General features: G+C 65.4%; 12 protein-coding genes, 1 tRNA gene, 1 other RNA gene and 1 pseudogene. 6 read left to right on the top strand and 9 right to left on the bottom strand.

The features are described from left to right. Positions 1-263 (top strand): annotated as a pseudogene (gene glnQ, locus AC1HC7_RS15865) (glutamine ABC transporter ATP-binding protein GlnQ); the annotation flags it as partial. A gap of 37 nt (positions 264-300) precedes the next feature. Further along, positions 301-1,545 carry a cysteine desulfurase-like protein gene (locus tag AC1HC7_RS15860; protein WP_479496659.1) on the top strand — a complete coding sequence of 415 codons (1,245 nt, stop codon included), beginning with the start codon at positions 301-303 and terminating at the stop codon, positions 1,543-1,545. A 75-nt stretch (positions 1,546-1,620) separates the two neighbouring features. Here AC1HC7_RS15860 and AC1HC7_RS15855 read toward each other — a convergent pair. Next, a tRNA-Gln gene (locus tag AC1HC7_RS15855) sits at positions 1,621-1,694 on the bottom strand. Between the two features lie 141 nt (positions 1,695-1,835). Here AC1HC7_RS15855 and ssrS point away from each other — a divergent pair. Continuing rightward, a non-coding RNA gene (ssrS, locus tag AC1HC7_RS15850) (6S RNA) lies at positions 1,836-1,994 on the top strand. Between the two features lie 54 nt (positions 1,995-2,048). After that, a complete protein-coding gene (locus tag AC1HC7_RS15845) occupies positions 2,049-2,648 on the top strand; it encodes a 5-formyltetrahydrofolate cyclo-ligase (protein WP_479496658.1) in 600 nt (199 codons plus the stop codon). A gap of 8 nt (positions 2,649-2,656) precedes the next feature. Here AC1HC7_RS15845 and AC1HC7_RS15840 read toward each other — a convergent pair whose 3' ends face one another. After that, positions 2,657-3,469 (bottom strand): TIGR00282 family metallophosphoesterase, encoded by an 813-nt coding sequence (locus AC1HC7_RS15840; RefSeq protein ID WP_479496657.1) that lies wholly within the window; start codon positions 3,467-3,469, stop codon positions 2,657-2,659. Between the two features lie 166 nt (positions 3,470-3,635). Between AC1HC7_RS15840 and AC1HC7_RS15835 the strand changes: the two genes are divergently transcribed. Beyond that, positions 3,636-5,399 (top strand): SLC13 family permease, encoded by a 1,764-nt coding sequence (locus tag AC1HC7_RS15835; protein ID WP_479496660.1) that lies wholly within the window; start codon positions 3,636-3,638, stop codon positions 5,397-5,399. 304 nt (positions 5,400-5,703) lie between these two features. On the opposite strand, the gene AC1HC7_RS15830 is transcribed toward AC1HC7_RS15835, so the two are convergent. Continuing rightward, a complete protein-coding gene (locus tag AC1HC7_RS15830) occupies positions 5,704-7,098 on the bottom strand; it encodes a Hint domain-containing protein (protein WP_479496656.1) in 1,395 nt (464 codons plus the stop codon). Between the two features lie 118 nt (positions 7,099-7,216). Between AC1HC7_RS15830 and AC1HC7_RS15825 the strand changes: the two genes are divergently transcribed. Beyond that, positions 7,217-7,963 (top strand): YebC/PmpR family DNA-binding transcriptional regulator, encoded by a 747-nt coding sequence (locus AC1HC7_RS15825; RefSeq protein WP_479496655.1) that lies wholly within the window; start codon positions 7,217-7,219, stop codon positions 7,961-7,963. A gap of 9 nt (positions 7,964-7,972) precedes the next feature. On the opposite strand, the gene AC1HC7_RS15820 is transcribed toward AC1HC7_RS15825, so the two are convergent. The 6 genes from AC1HC7_RS15820 to lpdA form a co-directional block, all read right to left on the bottom strand. After that, on the bottom strand, positions 7,973-8,560 hold the full coding sequence (locus AC1HC7_RS15820) for a PA14 domain-containing protein (RefSeq protein WP_479499212.1): 588 nt from the start codon (positions 8,558-8,560) through the stop codon (positions 7,973-7,975). 125 nt (positions 8,561-8,685) lie between these two features. Continuing rightward, on the bottom strand, positions 8,686-10,347 hold the full coding sequence (locus AC1HC7_RS15815) for an ATP-dependent nuclease (RefSeq protein ID WP_479499211.1): 1,662 nt from the start codon (positions 10,345-10,347) through the stop codon (positions 8,686-8,688). 17 nt (positions 10,348-10,364) lie between these two features. Then, the gene (gene lipA, locus AC1HC7_RS15810; RefSeq protein WP_479499210.1) at positions 10,365-11,333 is read right to left on the bottom strand and encodes a lipoyl synthase; all 969 of its coding nucleotides are present in this window, start codon (positions 11,331-11,333) and stop codon (positions 10,365-10,367) included. Between the two features lie 81 nt (positions 11,334-11,414). Further along, positions 11,415-12,854, bottom strand: coding sequence for an NAD(P)(+) transhydrogenase (Re/Si-specific) subunit beta (locus AC1HC7_RS15805; protein ID WP_479495671.1), 1,440 nt, complete (start codon positions 12,852-12,854; stop codon positions 11,415-11,417). Between the two features lie 13 nt (positions 12,855-12,867). Further along, on the bottom strand, positions 12,868-14,442 hold the full coding sequence (locus AC1HC7_RS15800) for a Re/Si-specific NAD(P)(+) transhydrogenase subunit alpha (protein WP_479495670.1): 1,575 nt from the start codon (positions 14,440-14,442) through the stop codon (positions 12,868-12,870). A 12-nt stretch (positions 14,443-14,454) separates the two neighbouring features. Further along, positions 14,455-16,041 (bottom strand): dihydrolipoyl dehydrogenase, encoded by a 1,587-nt coding sequence (gene lpdA, locus AC1HC7_RS15795; protein WP_479499209.1) that lies wholly within the window; start codon positions 16,039-16,041, stop codon positions 14,455-14,457. Position 16,042 lies beyond the last annotated feature (1 nt).

Here is a 16,042-nt window from a genome sequence, read left to right as displayed (position 1 = left end):
GGATCATGCTGTTCGACGAACCCACCTCGGCGCTGGATCCGGAGATGATCTCCGAGGTGCTCGACGTGATGACCGACCTCGCGCGCGACGGCATGACCATGATCTGCGTCACCCATGAAATGGGCTTTGCGCGGCGCGTCGCCGACAAGGTGGCGTTCATGGATGGCGGCGAGATCGTCGAGGCCAGCCCGCCGGCGGCGTTTTTCGACAGCCCCCGACACGCGCGCACGAAACTGTTTCTCAGCCAGATCATCGCCCATTGACCGCCGCCCCATCGCCCATCCCGAAGGATTTTGACCGATGCCCGCTTCCGCTTTCCCGATCGAGACCGTGCGCGACCAGTTCCCCAGCCTGCTGGCCTCCGGGCCGGTGTTTCTGGACAATCCGGCGGGCGCCCAGGTTCCGCGCCGGGTGCTTGACGCGGTGCGGGACGCGATGCTGCGCGACTGCGCCAATCTGGGCGGGCATTTCGGGCAGTCGCGGCGCGCCGGCGCGATCGTCGAGGCCGCCCATGCGAAGGCGGCGACCTTTCTGGGCGCGGGCGCGGCGGAGGAGATCGCCATCGGCGCCTCGATGACCGGGCTGACCTTCCAGATCGCGCGCGCCATCGCCCGCAGCTGCGCGCCGGGCGACGAGATCGTGGTCACCAGCATGGATCACGAGGGCAACATCTCGCCCTGGCTGGCCGCGGCGCGGGATTTCGGCCTGACGGTGCGCTGGGTCGAATTCGACGAGACGAGCTGGCGGATCGAACCCGAGGCCCTGGCCGCGGCGCTGTCCGAGCGCACCCGCGCGGTGGCGCTGAACTACGCCAGCAACATGACCGGATCGGTCAACGACGTGCGGGCGCTGAGCGCCATGGCCCATGACGCGGGCGCGCTGGTCTATGTGGACGCGGTGCAGTTCGCGCCGCACGGGCTGATCGACGTGGCGGCGCTGGACTGCGATTTCCTGGCCTGCTCGGCCTACAAGTTCTTCGGCCCGCATCTGGGTGTCCTGTGGGGGCGCGAGGCGCTGCTGAAGGATCTGCAGGCCGACCGCCTGCGCTGCGGCCCCGCCGGGCCGGGCGAAAGGTTCGAACGCGGCACGCCGCAGGTGGAATTGCAGGCGGGCCTGATCGCCTGCATCGACCATTTCGAATGGCTGGGCCGGACGCTGGGCGCCCAAGGCGCGGCGCGCGCGGCGATCGCGGCGGCGTTCTCGGCCTCGACCGCCTTTGAGCACGCGCTGACCCGGCGGCTGATCGAGGGGCTGACGGCCATCGACGGCGTGTCGATCAAGGGCGTCACCGACTCCAACCGCATGCAGGACCGGGTGCCCACCGTGTCGCTGACCTGCGCGCATCGCGCCAGCGACCGGCTGGCGGCGGGGCTGGCGGAAAGGGGCGTCAACGCCTGGTCCGGGCACAACTACGCCTTTGCGGCGGCGCAGCAGCTGGGGCTCGACCTTGATGACGGGGTGCTGCGGCTGGGCATCGCCCATTACAACACCGCCGCCGAAATCGATTCCGCGCTGGCCATCCTGGGCGATCTTTGCGCCGCATAGGGCGCACCGACGCCCTGCGCCGGCGCGGGCCGGACGGGCGCGCGCATGTCCCGGAGATCGGCTGGGGACCGCGGGTGGCTGGGGAACCTGGATTCGAACCAGGACTAACAGATTCAGAGTCTGCGGGTCTACCGTTAACCTATTCCCCAACAGGCGGTCCGAGGCTGCATTTAGCGAGTCGCCCGCAGCGGGTCAAGGGGCGGACGGCGCAAGTCGGGGGGCTGATGCAAGGCGGCGGGGCTGGCGCGCCCCTTCCCCTTGGCGCCCGCGAGGACTATGTATCGGGGTGGCGGGTTCTGTCCCTCGCGTGAGAGGCTTACATCCTGGTGGCCTATTTCTTCGAAAGGGAGCTGGCTCTGCGACTGGTCGTGGCCTAACGCATCCGGCGCCCACCTGGTAACCCAGGCTCTCGAGGATCAAAACGCCTCCACGGTCGCGACGGGCCCGCCGCAATGCCGCAATCAGACCATCGAGCGCAGCGCGGGGGCGCTATCACCCGAGCCATGACCCAGACCCACCGATCCGCCGGCCGTGAAACGGCCCTGCGCGAACTCAAGGCCGCGGCGCGCAAAACCGCGCTGGCGCGCCGCGCCGCCGCCCATGGCGTCGCCGATTCGGCCCCGGCCCGCGCGGCGCTGGAGGCGGAGCTGCTGGCGATCGCCCCGCGCATCGTCGCCGGCTACATGGCCATGCGCAGCGAAATCGACCCGATGCCGGCGATGCGCCGCCTGCACGCCGCCGGGATGCGGATCTGCGTGCCGGTGATCGCGGGCAAGGGGCGGCCGCTGGACTTTCGCGAATGGACCCCCGCGGCCGAAATGATCGACGGCCCCTTCGGCGCCCGGGTGCCCGCTGCGGGCGACTGGCTGACGCCCGAGGCGCTGATCGTGCCGCTGGTGGCCTTCGATCCGCGGTTGAACCGGCTCGGCTATGGCGGCGGCTTCTACGACCGCACGCTGGAAAAGCTGCGCGCGCGGCGCCCGACGCAGGCGATCGGCTTCGCCTATGCGGCGCAGCAGGCCGAGCTGCTGCCGCTGGAGCCCACGGATCAGCCGCTGGACGCGCTGGTCACGGAAAAAAGCGTTCTGCGCCCGCCGAGCTGAGGCCAACCCTAGGGCAGGGATTCCGCCAGAACGCCGCCAAGGCGCAGCGATTTCACGCGGGTGGCGCGCCCGGTGGCGTCGTCGGTTTCCAGATATACGCCCGACAGCGTCGCCTCGCCGCCCGCCGGTTCGAACCGGCCGCGCGGCATGCCGGTGATGAAGCGGCGCATGGGCTCGTCCACCTGCATGCCGATCACCGAATTGTAGTCGCCGCACATGCCCGCGTCGGTCTGATAGGCGGCGCCGCGCGGCAGGATCATGGCGTCGCCCGTGGGCACATGGGTGTGGGTGCCGACCACGAGGCTCGCGCGTCCGTCAAGCCAGTGGCCCATGCCCATTTTTTCGGACGTGGCCTCGGCGTGGAAATCCACGATCACCGCGTTGACCCCGCCGCCCATGGGCGCGGTTTTCAGCGCCGCGTCGAGCGCCGAGAACGGATCGTCATAGGGGCGGTTCATGAAAACCCGCCCCAGCGCCTGCGCCACCAGCACGCGGCGTCCGCGCGTCGCCTCGAACACCCGCACCCCGAGCCCGGGCGCGGATCTGGCGAAGTTGAGCGGACGCAGGATGCGCGGGTCGGTCGAGATGTGGGTCAGCATTTCCTTCTGGTCGAAGGCGTGATCGCCCAGCGTGATCGCGTCGGCCCCGGCGGCGAAGAGATCCTCGGCGATGCGCGCCGTCAGCCCGCGCCCCGCGGCGGCGTTCTCGCCGTTCACCACAACGAAATCGAGCTTAAGGTCGGCGCGCAGGCCGGGGAGCCGATCGGTGACCGCCTTGCGGCCGGCGCGGCCCATGACATCGCCCAGAAACAGAATACGCATGACCTTCCCCTAGCCCAGCGCGCCGCGATCGGCAAGGCCGGGCGCGATTGCGGCGCAATGCCGTTGCATCAGCGCGTTACAGATCGCCCCGGAGCCGCTAGATTGGCCCATGGCGGTCGCGTTCCGGACCGCGCATCCGGGGGGCCGCGCCGCTTTGTACATCCTCATGGTCGAGCACCAGGCCGCCCTGTTGTCACTGGGCGTCGTGGTTGCGATGTTCGCGCTTTTCATCTCCGAGAAATACCCCACCGAGGTGGTGGCCATCGGCGGCGTCGCGGTGCTGCTGGCGGGCGGCGCGCTGTCGGCGAGCGATCTGCTGGCGGCGGTGGCCAACCCGGCGCCGCTGACCATCGCGGCGATGTTCATCCTGTCCGGCGCGCTGGTGCGCACCGGCGCGCTGGAGGCGTTTTCGCAATTCGCCGGGCGCCGGGTCGAATCCCGCCCCAAGCTGACGCTGGCCGCCTTCGCCGGGTTCACGCTGGTGGCCTCGGCCTTCATGAACAACACGCCGGTGGTGGTGATGCTGATCCCGGTGGCGGTGCGGCTGGCGCAGCGCATGGGGCAGTCGGCCTCGCGGCTGCTGATCCCGCTCAGCTACACGGCGATCCTCGGGGGGATCTGCACGCTGATCGGCACTTCGACCAACCTGCTGGTGGACGGGGTGGCGCGGAGCGCCGGGCTGGCGCCGTTCTCGTTGTTCGAGGTGACGCCGCTGGGGGTGACGCTGGCCGGATTCGGGCTGCTTTACATGCGCTTCGCGGCGCCCCGGCTGCTGCCCAACCGCGATTCCATGACCGATTTCCTCACCGACAAGAAAAAGCTGCGGTTTTTCACCGAGGTGGCGGTGCCGCCGGGGTCGCCGGTGATCGGGCAGGCGGCGCTGAAGGTGGATCTGTTCCGGCGCGACGGGATGCGGGTGATCGACGTGCTGCGCGGCGACGAATCGCTGCGCCGAGACCTGAAGGCGGTGGTGCTGGCCGAAGGCGACCGGGTGGTGCTGCGCACCGGGGTCAACGAATTGCTCGGCCTGCGCGATTCCCGGGCGCTGGCGATGGTGGACAAGCTGAGCGAGCGCAAGACCGTCACCGTCGAGGCGCTGATCGGCCCCGGCTGCCGGCTGATCGGGCGCACGCTGGGGCAGCTGCGCCTGCGGCGGCGCTACGGCGTCTATCCGCTGGCCGTGCACCGGCGCAATCAGAATATCGGGCGCCAGCTCGACGAGGTCTATGTGCGCGTCGGCGACACGCTGCTGCTGGAGGGCGACCCCGAGGACATCCGCCGACTGGCCGAGGATGTGGGGCTGGTGGACATCGCCACCCCCACCGAACGCCCGTATCGGCGCGACCGCGCCTGGCTGGTGCTGATGGTGCTGGGGCTGGTGGTGCTGGGCGCGGCGCTGAACCTGCTGCCGATCGTGGCGGCGGCGGTGATCGGGGTGGCGGTGGTGCTGTTCGCGCGCTGCATCGACGCCGACGAGGCGTTCGGCTTCGTCGACGGCCGATTGCTGACGCTGATCTTTTCCATGCTCGCCATCGGCGCGGCGCTGGAGCGATCCGGCGCGGTGGCGCTGATCGTCAACGCCGCGGCGCCGTGGCTGTCCACGCTGCACCCGGCGCTGGTGATCTGGGCGGTGTATCTGCTGACCTCGGTTCTGACCGAACTGGTGTCCAACAATGCCGTGGCGGTGGTGGTGACGCCGATCGCCATCGGGCTGGCCTCGGCGCTGGGGGTGGATCCGAGGCCGCTGGTGGTGGCGGTGATGATCGCCGCCTCGGCCAGCTTCGCGACGCCGATCGGCTACCAGACCAACACGCTGGTCTACGCGCCGGGCGGCTACAAGTTCATCGATTACGTGCGCATCGGGCTGCCGCTCAACCTGTCGCTGGGGCTGATCGCCAGCCTGGTGATCCCGCTGCTCTGGCCGCTGTAGGCGCGGCTCCGGCGCATCGCCCGGCGCCCGGCGCCCGACGGACGCCGTGAACGAAGGCGACCCCGAGGCCGCGCAGAAGCAATGCGATTCCGCCTCCGTGGCGCATGCGGCGCGGCTTGGCGCGGGCGGGCTTCAGGCGCCGGGTCAAGGCCCGCCGCACCCGTTGCGGCGCGCGTGACATGGGCCAGGGCCCGACAATCCGCCGCGCGTCAAGCACGCGCCCCGAATGCGCAACCCGAAAGCGGGGCGCGCATTGGCGCGTCAGAATTTCGCGCCGGAAAGCCGCTTGCCGCCGGGCACGCGGTCACAGGCGCAGCGCGCCGCTGCCGGCCTTGTCGCCGGACCCGCCCCCGACGCCCGACACCCCGCTCAATCGCCGGTTCATGGCATCGGCCTCGCGCCAGCGCGCCGCCTCGCGCCGCGTCAAGAGCCGTCGCGCGGGCGCCGGGGGCGGGGCCTCGGGATCGGCGAGATCGGGGCGCAGGGCGCGCAGCTCCGCCTGCGCCTCCGGCGTCAACGCGGCCAGCGCCTGCGGGCCGGGATGCAGGCTTTCGCTGGCCAGCCCTTCGGAGAACACCACTTCATGACGATCGAACAGCAGGTGGATCAGCATGACGCCCCGACGCCCGTCGCCCGTCGTCACGCAGGCCCCGTCGATCAGCCCGATGGCCGGCGCCAGCGCCTGCGCCGCGCCGAACAGCGCCTGCGCGGCGGGACCGCCGACCAGCACCCGGTGCTGGCGGCTGACCGTGAGGTCGCGCGCCGGGGCCCCATGGCCAAACGCGCCGGCGCGGATCAGCACCGGACGCCGGCGCGGATCCAGCGCCATCTCCGCCCGGCTCACCCAGCGCGACCCCGCCCAGCGCACCGGCTGGGCGCCGTGATCCATGGTGCGCACCAGATCGCCGGGGCGCAGGGTCTCCACCGCGCGCGGCCCCGTCGGCGTGTCGATCAGCGTGCCGGCGGCGAAGCAGATCGAGGGCGCGCCGTTGCGCACCGAAAAGCCGATCACCCCGGGTTCGCCGCCCTCGAAGCTGCGATCCTCCAGATCCGCCATGCTCCGCGTGCCCGACCCGCCGATTTCGAAATCATTGTCCTCGCCATCGGTGATCCCGACCGTGGGCATCTGCCCATCGGAGGCCCTGCCCAACAGCCAGTTCACGTCCTCGTAGCGGAATTCCACGTCGAAATCGCCGTTGCCCTGATCGGTGATGCGCACCTGAAAGGCGTTGGTCGGGGTGTTGTCGCGCGGATACGAACCCACGTCGTCCCAGGTGACGGTGAGCACGGATTTGCCTTCCTCCTGCGTCACCCCCCAATAGATGTCGTTGGACAGCCGCGAGGTTCCGTCCCCGCCATCCCCCGGCACCGGCGTGTCGGACCGGTTGCGAATGTCCACATCGGCGAAATACGGCGCGATGGTCGGTTCGGTCAGTCCCGCGATCCCGTCCGGCGTATAGTCCGAATTCGGCCCCTCGAAGGTCAGGTTCCCGTTGGCGTTGATCCAGACCCCGTCATACTGATTGCCGAACACGTTGATGCCGTCGGAAAAGCTGTCGCGCAGATCCACGTAGACCGAGGAATCGTCGAGACCGTTGGACGCGGTGTAATTGTCCGAGCCGTCCCTCGCCGCCTGCAAAAAGCTGTTTTCGCCGAAACCCAGCCTTCCGCCGAGCCCGTTCACCAGATCCGCGCACATGACCACATCCTCCGTTTCCCCCTTTGTGCCCGCCAAGCCTTGCGAAATGCTTGACGCTTGAACCCCTCCGCTCGCCTCGCCTATAACCGTCGAAACTTCCTGATTGATGAGGATTCCCATGGCCGGCCACTCCAAATGGGCGAATATCCAGCATCGCAAGGGGCGCCAGGACGCGGTGCGCTCCAAGCTGTTCTCCAAGCTCGCCAAGGAAATCACCGTCGCCGCCAAGATGGGCGACCCGGACCCGGACAAGAACCCGCGCCTGCGCCTCGCGGTGAAGGAGGCGAAATCGCTGTCCGTCCCCAAGGACGTGATCACCCGCGCCATCAACAAGTCGATCGCCGGCGAGGGCGACGACTACGCCGAGATCCGCTACGAAGGCTACGCGCCCGGCGGCGTCGCGGTGATCGTCGAGGCGATGACCGACAACCGCAACCGCACCGCGTCTTCGGTGCGATCCATCTTCACCAAGGCCGGCGGCAACCTGGGCGAGACCGGGTCCGTGGGCTTCATGTTCGACCGCATGGGGCAGGTGAGCTACCCGCCCGAGGCCGGCGACGCCGACACGGTGATGGAGGCGGCCATCGAGGCCGGCGCCGAGGATGTGGAAAGCGACGAGACCGGCCATGTGATCTGGTGCGCGGGCACGGACCTGCACGAAGTGTCCGGCGCGCTCGAGGCGGCCCTGGGCGACTCCGCCACGTCGAAACTGGTCTGGCGGCCCAACATCACCACCGAGCTCGACGCCGAGGGCGCGCGCAAGGTTCTGCGCCTGATCGAGGCGCTCGAGGATGACGACGACGTGCAGACCGTGACCGCCAATATCGAGGTCTCCGACGCGGTGATGGCCGAACTCGCCGACTGAGGCCCGGGCCTAGCGGGGGATGTGGGCGTAGCGGTCGCGCGGCAGGGCGGCGGATTGCGCCTCCATGCGCAGACAGGAGGTGTTGAGCCGCTGGAAGAACAGCGCGCTGACCGGATACCACCCGGCCTCGGGCGCGTCGACCGACACCGGCCCGAGCGACACGCAGCGATGCCGCTTGTCATGCTCGTAGACCTGCGCGCCGCCGATCGTCACCCGCAGCCCGTCATTGGACCAGAATTGCAGTTTTTGCACGCCGGGCGCGTCAAAGCGCACATACCCGTCGATGACCGCCACCACCCTGTCGGTCTTTTCCGAGGTGAGCGCGCGGGCGCCGGGGCCCTGGTCGGGGTAGTCGAACCCGTCGAGCGCCGGCCCGGGTTCTGCCGAGGCGCCCCACCCCTGCGCGTCGATCAGGGTCTTGACGTCGGCGGGATAGGCGTAGCGGACGGCGAGGCCGGGCTTCAGGTTTTTGGGATCGGGTTGGGGGTTGGCGGGGGTGAGTTTTATGGCGCCGGTTGGGGCGCCGCCTGGGCCTTGCGGGGCGGCGCAGGCGGTTAGGGTGAGGAGGGCGAGGATTGCGAGGGGGGGTGGTTTCATGGAGCACCTGGGGGCTGCGGGAGGTAGTTGTTTCGAAGCGGCAATAAGGCACTAGAAAATTATTTGCCACCGATATAATCCAATTTCTTTCCTACAGCAAAATATCTATTATATAGATAAGTTAATCACAAAATATTAAAAAGATCTATAGCTACCTCAATATCTTCCGGAATGCGGCTCATTTCTCCCCCATTTATTCCGCAATTCTGAGCAAATACTTTTATTTTTTTGTGAAGTTCTTTTCCACATATGGTGGCGGCTGGGAAGTCTCCTAACTGATCTCTGGCTTCATCTGAAGAAGGTGTGCCGGCCATATTAGGATATAAATTGTTATTTCCATTAATTGATTTCCTCTTATCGATAAATTTTCTATCGAAATATCTCCTATTGTCTTCTATGACGTAATTTATAACGTCCATTGCTTGACTTTCGTTTAACTCTAATTGACTTGCTACTACCTCACGCGAGCATAAATAGGCTTCAATATCTGAATGCTCAGTAAACCATAATGTTACACCATCGACTGCATAATTTTCCAGATACCTCTGTCTCTCCAATTTCGTGAAAAAGTCACCGTCTCTATGTATTACTATTTTTTCTAAGCCAGTTATTGATCTTAATGCAGCCGCCCCTTCTGCGTTTGGCAATGATTGAACGCCATTCACCGGCCAAATAGCGGTAATTTTTTCCTTATCTGACCATTGGCTTAAAATTGATTCAAGCAATGAAGTATTATTATCTTCTGTAATTATTAGTATTTTCTTATCTAGAAGACCCCATTTCATCATATTTCTAGCTTCTTGTGGATTTTCGCATACACTTCCCGATTTCATCCAAATAAAATTTACATTTTCACTACAGGCCCTTACTAAACTCGGACTATGAGTGGTCATTATTACTTGAGAGCCAAATTCTTCAGCGGCTTTCTCAAGGGAATGAACTAATTGTCCCTGCTTGCTGGAGTGAAGATGTGAATCAGGCTCATCTATCAAAAGTAATCTTGGAGAAAACAGTACTATATAAGAGAATATCTGAATAATTTGCAGAACGCCTGTTCCAGCAAGATCCAGCGGGGCCCATCTATTTTCATTCATACTATTGGTTTGTATATCTACATTTATAAAGAAGTCATCTCCCTCTACGAAATTTACCCTTAGTTTTATGCAACCCAAAACATCAGATGCCAGATTTTCTAGTTTTGGGAGTAATTCTTTTTCTCTAATTAAATAAATTATATTTCTGAGAACTACATTTGCATCTCCACTTGCGGCTTGACGGATTATTGGCAACAAGGATCTTTTTTCTTCTGCTGAAGAAATTCCCGCTAACCCTGGTATATATGAAGTGAATGGTTTCTCCTTGTCGTTCAATAATAAATACAGTTCTTTATCTACAGTGCTTGATTTTAAATCAACTTGAACAGCATTATTTCTACCTCTCCGCACTGGTATTGTGGCAGAATGATTTACTTCTCCATCAGTGCAAAATAATTTAACTTTTAGAAAAATTTCTGGACTTCCCCCTCGCTTTTCACGCAGATCCCCCTCATTGCCAATTCTTTGCAAGTCCAGAGTTGGAAAATAATCTAAATCAGTTACGGCTATACTTCTAGATTGATTATTTAGAACCTTCTTGTTTGCGGCGCACCGACACGCGAGATGTATTGCTTGAAGTAAAGATGATTTACCGGCGCTATTTTCGCCCACTACTACATTAATCCTTCCTAATTCAACGGAGATATTCCGTATTGCCTTGAAGTTAGAGACTTCTATTTTGTTAATAAACATACTACGGCCCCGATAACTTACTTTTTTGCGCCCCGCGCCGCCCGCAACCGCTCAAAATCATCCCCCGCGTGATAGCTCGACCGCGTCAGCGGCGTGGCGCTCACCATCAAGAACCCCTTGCCATAGGCCGCCTTCTCATAGGCCGCGAACTCGGCGGGCTCGACGAAGCGGGCCACCGCGTGATGCTTTGGCGTTGGCTGAAGATACTGGCCTATCGTCAGGAAATCCACACCCGCCGCGCGCATGTCGTCCATCACCTGATGCACGCCCTGGCGGTCCTCGCCCAGCCCGACCATGATCCCGGATTTGGTGAAGATCGTCGGGTCGATCTCCTTGGCCCTTTGCAGCAGCCGCAGCGAGTGAAAATACCGCGCGCCCGGGCGGACCGAGGGATACAGCCCCGGCACGGTCTCCAGATTGTGGTTGAACACGTCGGGACGCGCGGCGATCACGGTTTCCAGCGCCGAGGCGTCGCATTTCAGGAAATCCGGCGTCAGGACCTCGATGGTGGTTTCCGGGGTCTTGCGGCGGATGGCGCGGATGGTCCGGGCGAAATGCTCGGCCCCGCCATCGGCGAGATCGTCGCGATCGACCGAGGTGACGACCACATGCTTCAGCCCGAGCTTTTGCACCGCCACGGCCACCTTGGCGGGCTCGAACGAATCCAGCGCGTCGGGGCGCCCGGTGGCGACGTTGCAAAAGGTGCAGCCCCGCGTGCAGATCTCGCCCATGATCATCATCGTCGCGTGGCCCTTGGACCAGCACTCGCCGACATTCGGGCAGCCGGCCTCCTGGCAGACGGTGACCAGACCGTTCTCCTGCATGATCCGCCGGGTTTCGCCATAGCCCTTGCCGCCGGGCGCCTTGACCCGGATCCATTTCGGCTTCTTCAGCAGCGGCGCGTCGGCGCGGTGGGCCTTTTCGGGGTGGCGCTCGGCGCGGTCCCTGAGGTTGCGGGCCCGGGTCTGGATCTGGATCTCGGTCATGGGTCACTCTCCGACAGGCGCGAAGTCACCCGGACGAGGCGCCGCGCCCCGTCCGGGTCGTAGGGCGGAGTCCAGTCCGCCTCAGGCGATCCGCTGCAGCAGCGCATCCAGCGAGGCCTTGGCGTCGCCGTAGAACATGCGCGTGTTCTCCTTGAAGAACAGCGGGTTCTCGATCCCCGAATAGCCGGTGCCCTGCCCGCGCTTGGACACGAACACCTGCTTGGACTTCCACACCTCCAGCACCGGCATGCCGGCGATGGGGGAATTGGGATCCTCCTGCGCCGCCGGGTTGACGATGTCGTTGGCGCCGATGACGATGGCCACGTCGGTGGTGGGGAAATCGTCGTTGATCTCGTCCATCTCCAGCACGATGTCATAGGGCACCTTGGCCTCGGCCAGCAGCACGTTCATGTGCCCCGGCAAGCGGCCCGCGACGGGGTGGATGGCGAAGCGCACCTGCTTGCCCCTGGCGCGCAGCCGCCGCGTCAGTTCGGACACCGAGGCCTGCGCCTGCGCCACCGCCATGCCGTAGCCGGGCACGATCACCACGCTGTCCGCGTCGTCCAGCGCCGCGGCCACGCCGTCGGCGTCGATGGCGATCATCTCGCCGTCGATCTCCATCGCCGGTCCGGACTGGCCGCCGAAGCCGCCGAGGATCACCGAGACGAATTGCCGGTTCATGGCGCGGCACATGATGTAGCTCAGGATCGCGCCCGACGACCCGACAAGCGCGCCGGTGACGATCAGCAGGTCGTTGCCCAGCGTGAAGCCGATCGCCGCCGCCGCCCAGCCGGAATAGGAGTTCAGCATCGACACCACCACCGGCATGTCGGCGCCGCCGATGGCCATCACCAGATGCGCGCCGATGACGAAGGCCACCAGGGTCATCAGGATCAGCGCCCAGATCCCGGCGCCGCCGAAATACGCCATCCCGAGGATCAGGCACAGCGCCACCATGCCCAGATTGATCAGGTGGCGCCCCGGCAGGGTCAGCGCCTTGCCGTCGATGGACCCGGCCAGCTTGCCGTAGGCGATGATGGAGCCGGTGAAGGTGATCGCCCCGATGAACACGCCGATGAAGATCTCCACCAGCAGGATGGTGATCTCCACGCCCTCCTTGGCCGCAAGCTTGCCGGCGAAGCCCACGAGGTGGTCGGTGGACTGCCCGGCCTCGCGCAGGGCCTCGACCGCCGACAGCTCCAGATCGGCGTTGACGCCGATGAACACCGCCGCCAGGCCGACGAAGGAATGCAGCGCCGCAACCAGCTGCGGCATGCCGGTCATCTCCACCCGCTGCGCGACCACCGCGCCGACCGCCGCGCCGACCGCGATGGCCGGGATCATCCAGCCCAGGTTGCCGATGCCCGGCCCGAAGATGGTGGCGAATATGGCGATGGCCATGCCGACGATGCCGTACCAGACGCCGCGCTTGGCCTTTTCCTGATTGGACAGCCCGCCCAGCGAAAGGATGAATAGAACCGCAGCCGCGACATAGGCGGCCGTAACGAGTCCGATGCTCATGATCCGGCCCTCCTCAGCTTTTCTGGAACATGGCGAGCATGCGCCGCGTGACCATGAATCCGCCCACCACGTTGATGGTGGCGATCAGCACCGAGATCGTCGCCAGGATGGTGACGATCCAGCTTGACGAGCCGATCTGCAGCAGCGCCCCGAGGATGATGATCCCGGAAATGGCGTTGGTCACCGCCATCAGCGGCGTGTGCAGCGCGTGGGAGACGTTCCAGATCACCTGGAAGCCCACGAAGCAGGCCAGCGCGAAGACGATGAAATGCTGCATGAAGCTGGCCGGGGCGACCGCCCCCACCGCCAGCGTCAGCACCGTGCCCACCGCCAGCAGCGCCACCTGATTGCGCCCGGCGCGGCGTTCGGCGGCGGCGGCTTCGAGCGCCAGTTCCTCGGGGGTTTTCTGCGGCGGCTTCGGGGCCTGCTTGGCGATCGCCTGAACCTTGGGCGGCGGCGGCGGGAAGGTGATCTCGCCAGCGTGGCACACGGTGGCGCCGCGGATCACGTCATCCTCCATGTCGACGACCGGCTTGCCGTCCTTGTCAGGCGTCAGGTCATCGATCATGTGGCGGATGTTGGTGCCGTAAAGCGTCGAGGCCTGCGTCGCCATGCGGCTGGGAAAATCGGTGTAGCCGATCACGGTGACGCCGTTGTCGGTGACGATCTTCCGGTCAGGCACGGTCAGGTCGCAGTTGCCGCCGCGCTCGGCGGCCAGATCGACGATCACCGATCCCGCCTTCATCGCCTTGACCATGTCCTCGAGCCACAGCTTGGGCGCGTCGCGTCCGGGGATCAGCGCCGTGGTGATGACGATGTCCACCTCGGGCGCCTGTTCGCGGAACAGCGCCAGCTGCTTTTCGCGGAACTCGGGCGAGGAGGGCGCCGCGTAGCCGCCCTGCCCGCTGCCGCTTTCCTCGAAATCGAGAAACAGGAACTCCGCCCCCATGCTCTCGATCTGCTCGGCCACCTCGGGGCGCACGTCAAAGGCGCGCACGATGGCGCCCAGCGCATGCGCCGCGCCGATCGCCGCCAGCCCGGCGACCCCGGCGCCGATCACCAGCACCTTGGCCGGGGGCACCTTGCCCGCCGCGGTGATCTGCCCGGTGAAGAAGCGCCCGAAATTGGCCCCCGCCTCGATCACCGCGCGATAGCCGGCGATGTTGGCCATGGAGCTGAGCGCGTCCATCTTCTGCGCCCGGCTGATGCGCGGCACCATGTCCATGGCGATGACGGTCATCTTCGCGTCGCTGAGCCGGGCCAGCAGCGATTCATTCTGGGCCGGCCAGATGAAGGAGATCAGCAGCTTGCCCGCCAGGTCCGTCGCGTCCGCGGCGGCGTCGAGCTCCGAATTCTCCGGCCCGCGCACCTTGATGACGATGTCAGACCCGGCCCACAGCGCGGCGGCGTCGGCGACCACCTCGACCCCGGCGGCGCGGTAATCATCGTCCGAGAACTGCGCCCCGGCCCCCGCCCCGCTCTCGATCAGGCATTCATAGCCAAGTTTCTGCAATCGCTGGGCGCTTTCCGGGGTCAGCGCGACGCGCCGCTCCCCGGCAAAGATTTCCCTAGGCGCGCCGATCTTCATCACGCGTCTCCTTCATTTTTTCTTGGGCGGAATCAGATCCGTGATCGTGCCCTCGAACATTTCGGCCGCGAAGTTGACCGTTTCGGACAACGTCGGATGCGGGTGTATCGTATGACCGATATCGGTCGCGTCACAGCCCATTTCTATGGCCAATGCAACCTCGGCGATCAAGTCTCCCGCATTGACGCCGACGATTCCGGCGCCGAGCACCCGATCCGTGGCCGGGTCGAAGATCAGTTTCGTGAGCCCCTCGGCGCGGCCCAGCGACAGCGCCCGGCCCGAGGCCGCCCAGGGAAACACCCCCTTGGCGATCTTCAGCCCCTCGGCTTTCGCCTGGGTCTCGGTCATGCCGACCCATGCGACCTCCGGGTCGGTGTAGGCGACCGAGGGGATGACCCGCGCGTCGAACGCCCGCTTGCGCCCGGCGCAGACCTCGGCCGCCACCTTGCCCTCATGCACCGCCTTGTGCGCGAGCATCGGCTGCCCGACCACGTCGCCGATGGCGAAGATATTCGCCACATTGGTCCGCATCTGGTTGTCCACCGCAACGAAACCGCGCGCGTCCACCGCGACCCCGGCTTTCTCCAACCCGATCAGCTTGCCGTTCGGGCGGCGCCCCACGGCGACGAGGATCTTGTCGAATGTGTCGCTCGAGACCCCCTTGGGCCCCTCGAACGTCACCTCCAGCCCGGCCTCGCCCGCGCGCGCCGCCGTCACCCTGGTGCTGAGCAGGATCGATTCGAAACGCCCCTTCAGCCGCGCGTGCAGCGGCTTGACCATGTCCTTGTCGGCGCCCGGGATCAGTTGATCCATCAACTCGACCACGGTGACCCTGGCGCCGAGCGCGTCATAGACGATGCCCATCTCCAGCCCGATGATGCCGCCGCCCAGCACCAGCATGCGCGACGGTATGTCGCTGAGCGCCAGCGCCCCGGTCGAATCGATCACCCGAGGGTCGTCATGGGGCACGAATGGCAGCGTCACCGGCTCGGACCCCGCCGCGACGATGCAATCGTCAAAGCTGACCGTCCGCGCGCCGCCCTCGCCCGCGACCTCGATCAGGTTGGGCGCGACAAACATTCCGCGCCCGGTCACCACCTGCACCTTGCGCGCCTTGGCCAGCCCCGCGAGCCCGCCGGTCAACTTGTCGACGACGCTGTCCTTCCAGCCGCGCAGCGCGTCGATATCCAGCGACGGCGCGCCGAAACCGACCCCGTGCGCCGCCATCTCGCCGGTCTCGGTGATCACCCTGGCCGCATGCAGCAACGCCTTGGACGGGATGCAGCCGACGTTCAGGCACACCCCCCCAAGCTGCGGATCCTTCTCGATCAGGATCACCGACAGCCCCAGATCGGCGGCCCGGAACGCCGCCGTGTAGCCCCCCGGCCCGGCCCCGAGCACCACCACCTGCGCATGCAGATCGCCCCGCCCGGCAACCGGCGCCGCGGCGCCGGACACGGGCGCCTGGCTCGAAGCCGCCGCGGGCGCCGGGGCCGCGACCGGCGCTTCGCGCGACGCGGCGCCTTCCTGCGGCTCGAGGGTCAGGATCAGCGCCCCCTCGGACACCTTGTCGCCCTCGGCCACCGCGATCGCCGCCACC

The organism is Oceanicella sp. (genome assembly GCF_056449545.1).
The sequence above is the reverse complement of the archived record's forward strand: the minus strand, read 5'-3'. Positions and strand labels throughout refer to the sequence as shown.

What these genes read in the sequence shown, in the direction of transcription:
- AC1HC7_RS15860 (WP_479496659.1), top strand. Translation starts at nt 301, where the DNA reads ATGCCCGCTTCCGCTTTCCCGATCGAGACCGTGCGCGACCAGTTCCCC.
- AC1HC7_RS15845 (WP_479496658.1), top strand. Translation starts at nt 2,049, where the DNA reads ATGACCCAGACCCACCGATCCGCCGGCCGTGAAACGGCCCTGCGCGAA.
- AC1HC7_RS15840 (WP_479496657.1), bottom strand. Translation starts at nt 3,469, where the DNA reads ATGCGTATTCTGTTTCTGGGCGATGTCATGGGCCGCGCCGGCCGCAAG.
- AC1HC7_RS15835 (WP_479496660.1), top strand. Translation starts at nt 3,636, where the DNA reads ATGGTCGAGCACCAGGCCGCCCTGTTGTCACTGGGCGTCGTGGTTGCG.
- AC1HC7_RS15830 (WP_479496656.1), bottom strand. Translation starts at nt 7,098, where the DNA reads ATGTGCGCGGATCTGGTGAACGGGCTCGGCGGAAGGCTGGGTTTCGGC.
- AC1HC7_RS15825 (WP_479496655.1), top strand. Translation starts at nt 7,217, where the DNA reads ATGGCCGGCCACTCCAAATGGGCGAATATCCAGCATCGCAAGGGGCGC.
- AC1HC7_RS15820 (WP_479499212.1), bottom strand. Translation starts at nt 8,560, where the DNA reads ATGAAACCACCCCCCCTCGCAATCCTCGCCCTCCTCACCCTAACCGCC.
- AC1HC7_RS15815 (WP_479499211.1), bottom strand. Translation starts at nt 10,347, where the DNA reads ATGTTTATTAACAAAATAGAAGTCTCTAACTTCAAGGCAATACGGAAT.
- lipA (WP_479499210.1), bottom strand. Translation starts at nt 11,333, where the DNA reads ATGACCGAGATCCAGATCCAGACCCGGGCCCGCAACCTCAGGGACCGC.
- AC1HC7_RS15805 (WP_479495671.1), bottom strand. Translation starts at nt 12,854, where the DNA reads ATGAGCATCGGACTCGTTACGGCCGCCTATGTCGCGGCTGCGGTTCTA.
- AC1HC7_RS15800 (WP_479495670.1), bottom strand. Translation starts at nt 14,442, where the DNA reads ATGAAGATCGGCGCGCCTAGGGAAATCTTTGCCGGGGAGCGGCGCGTC.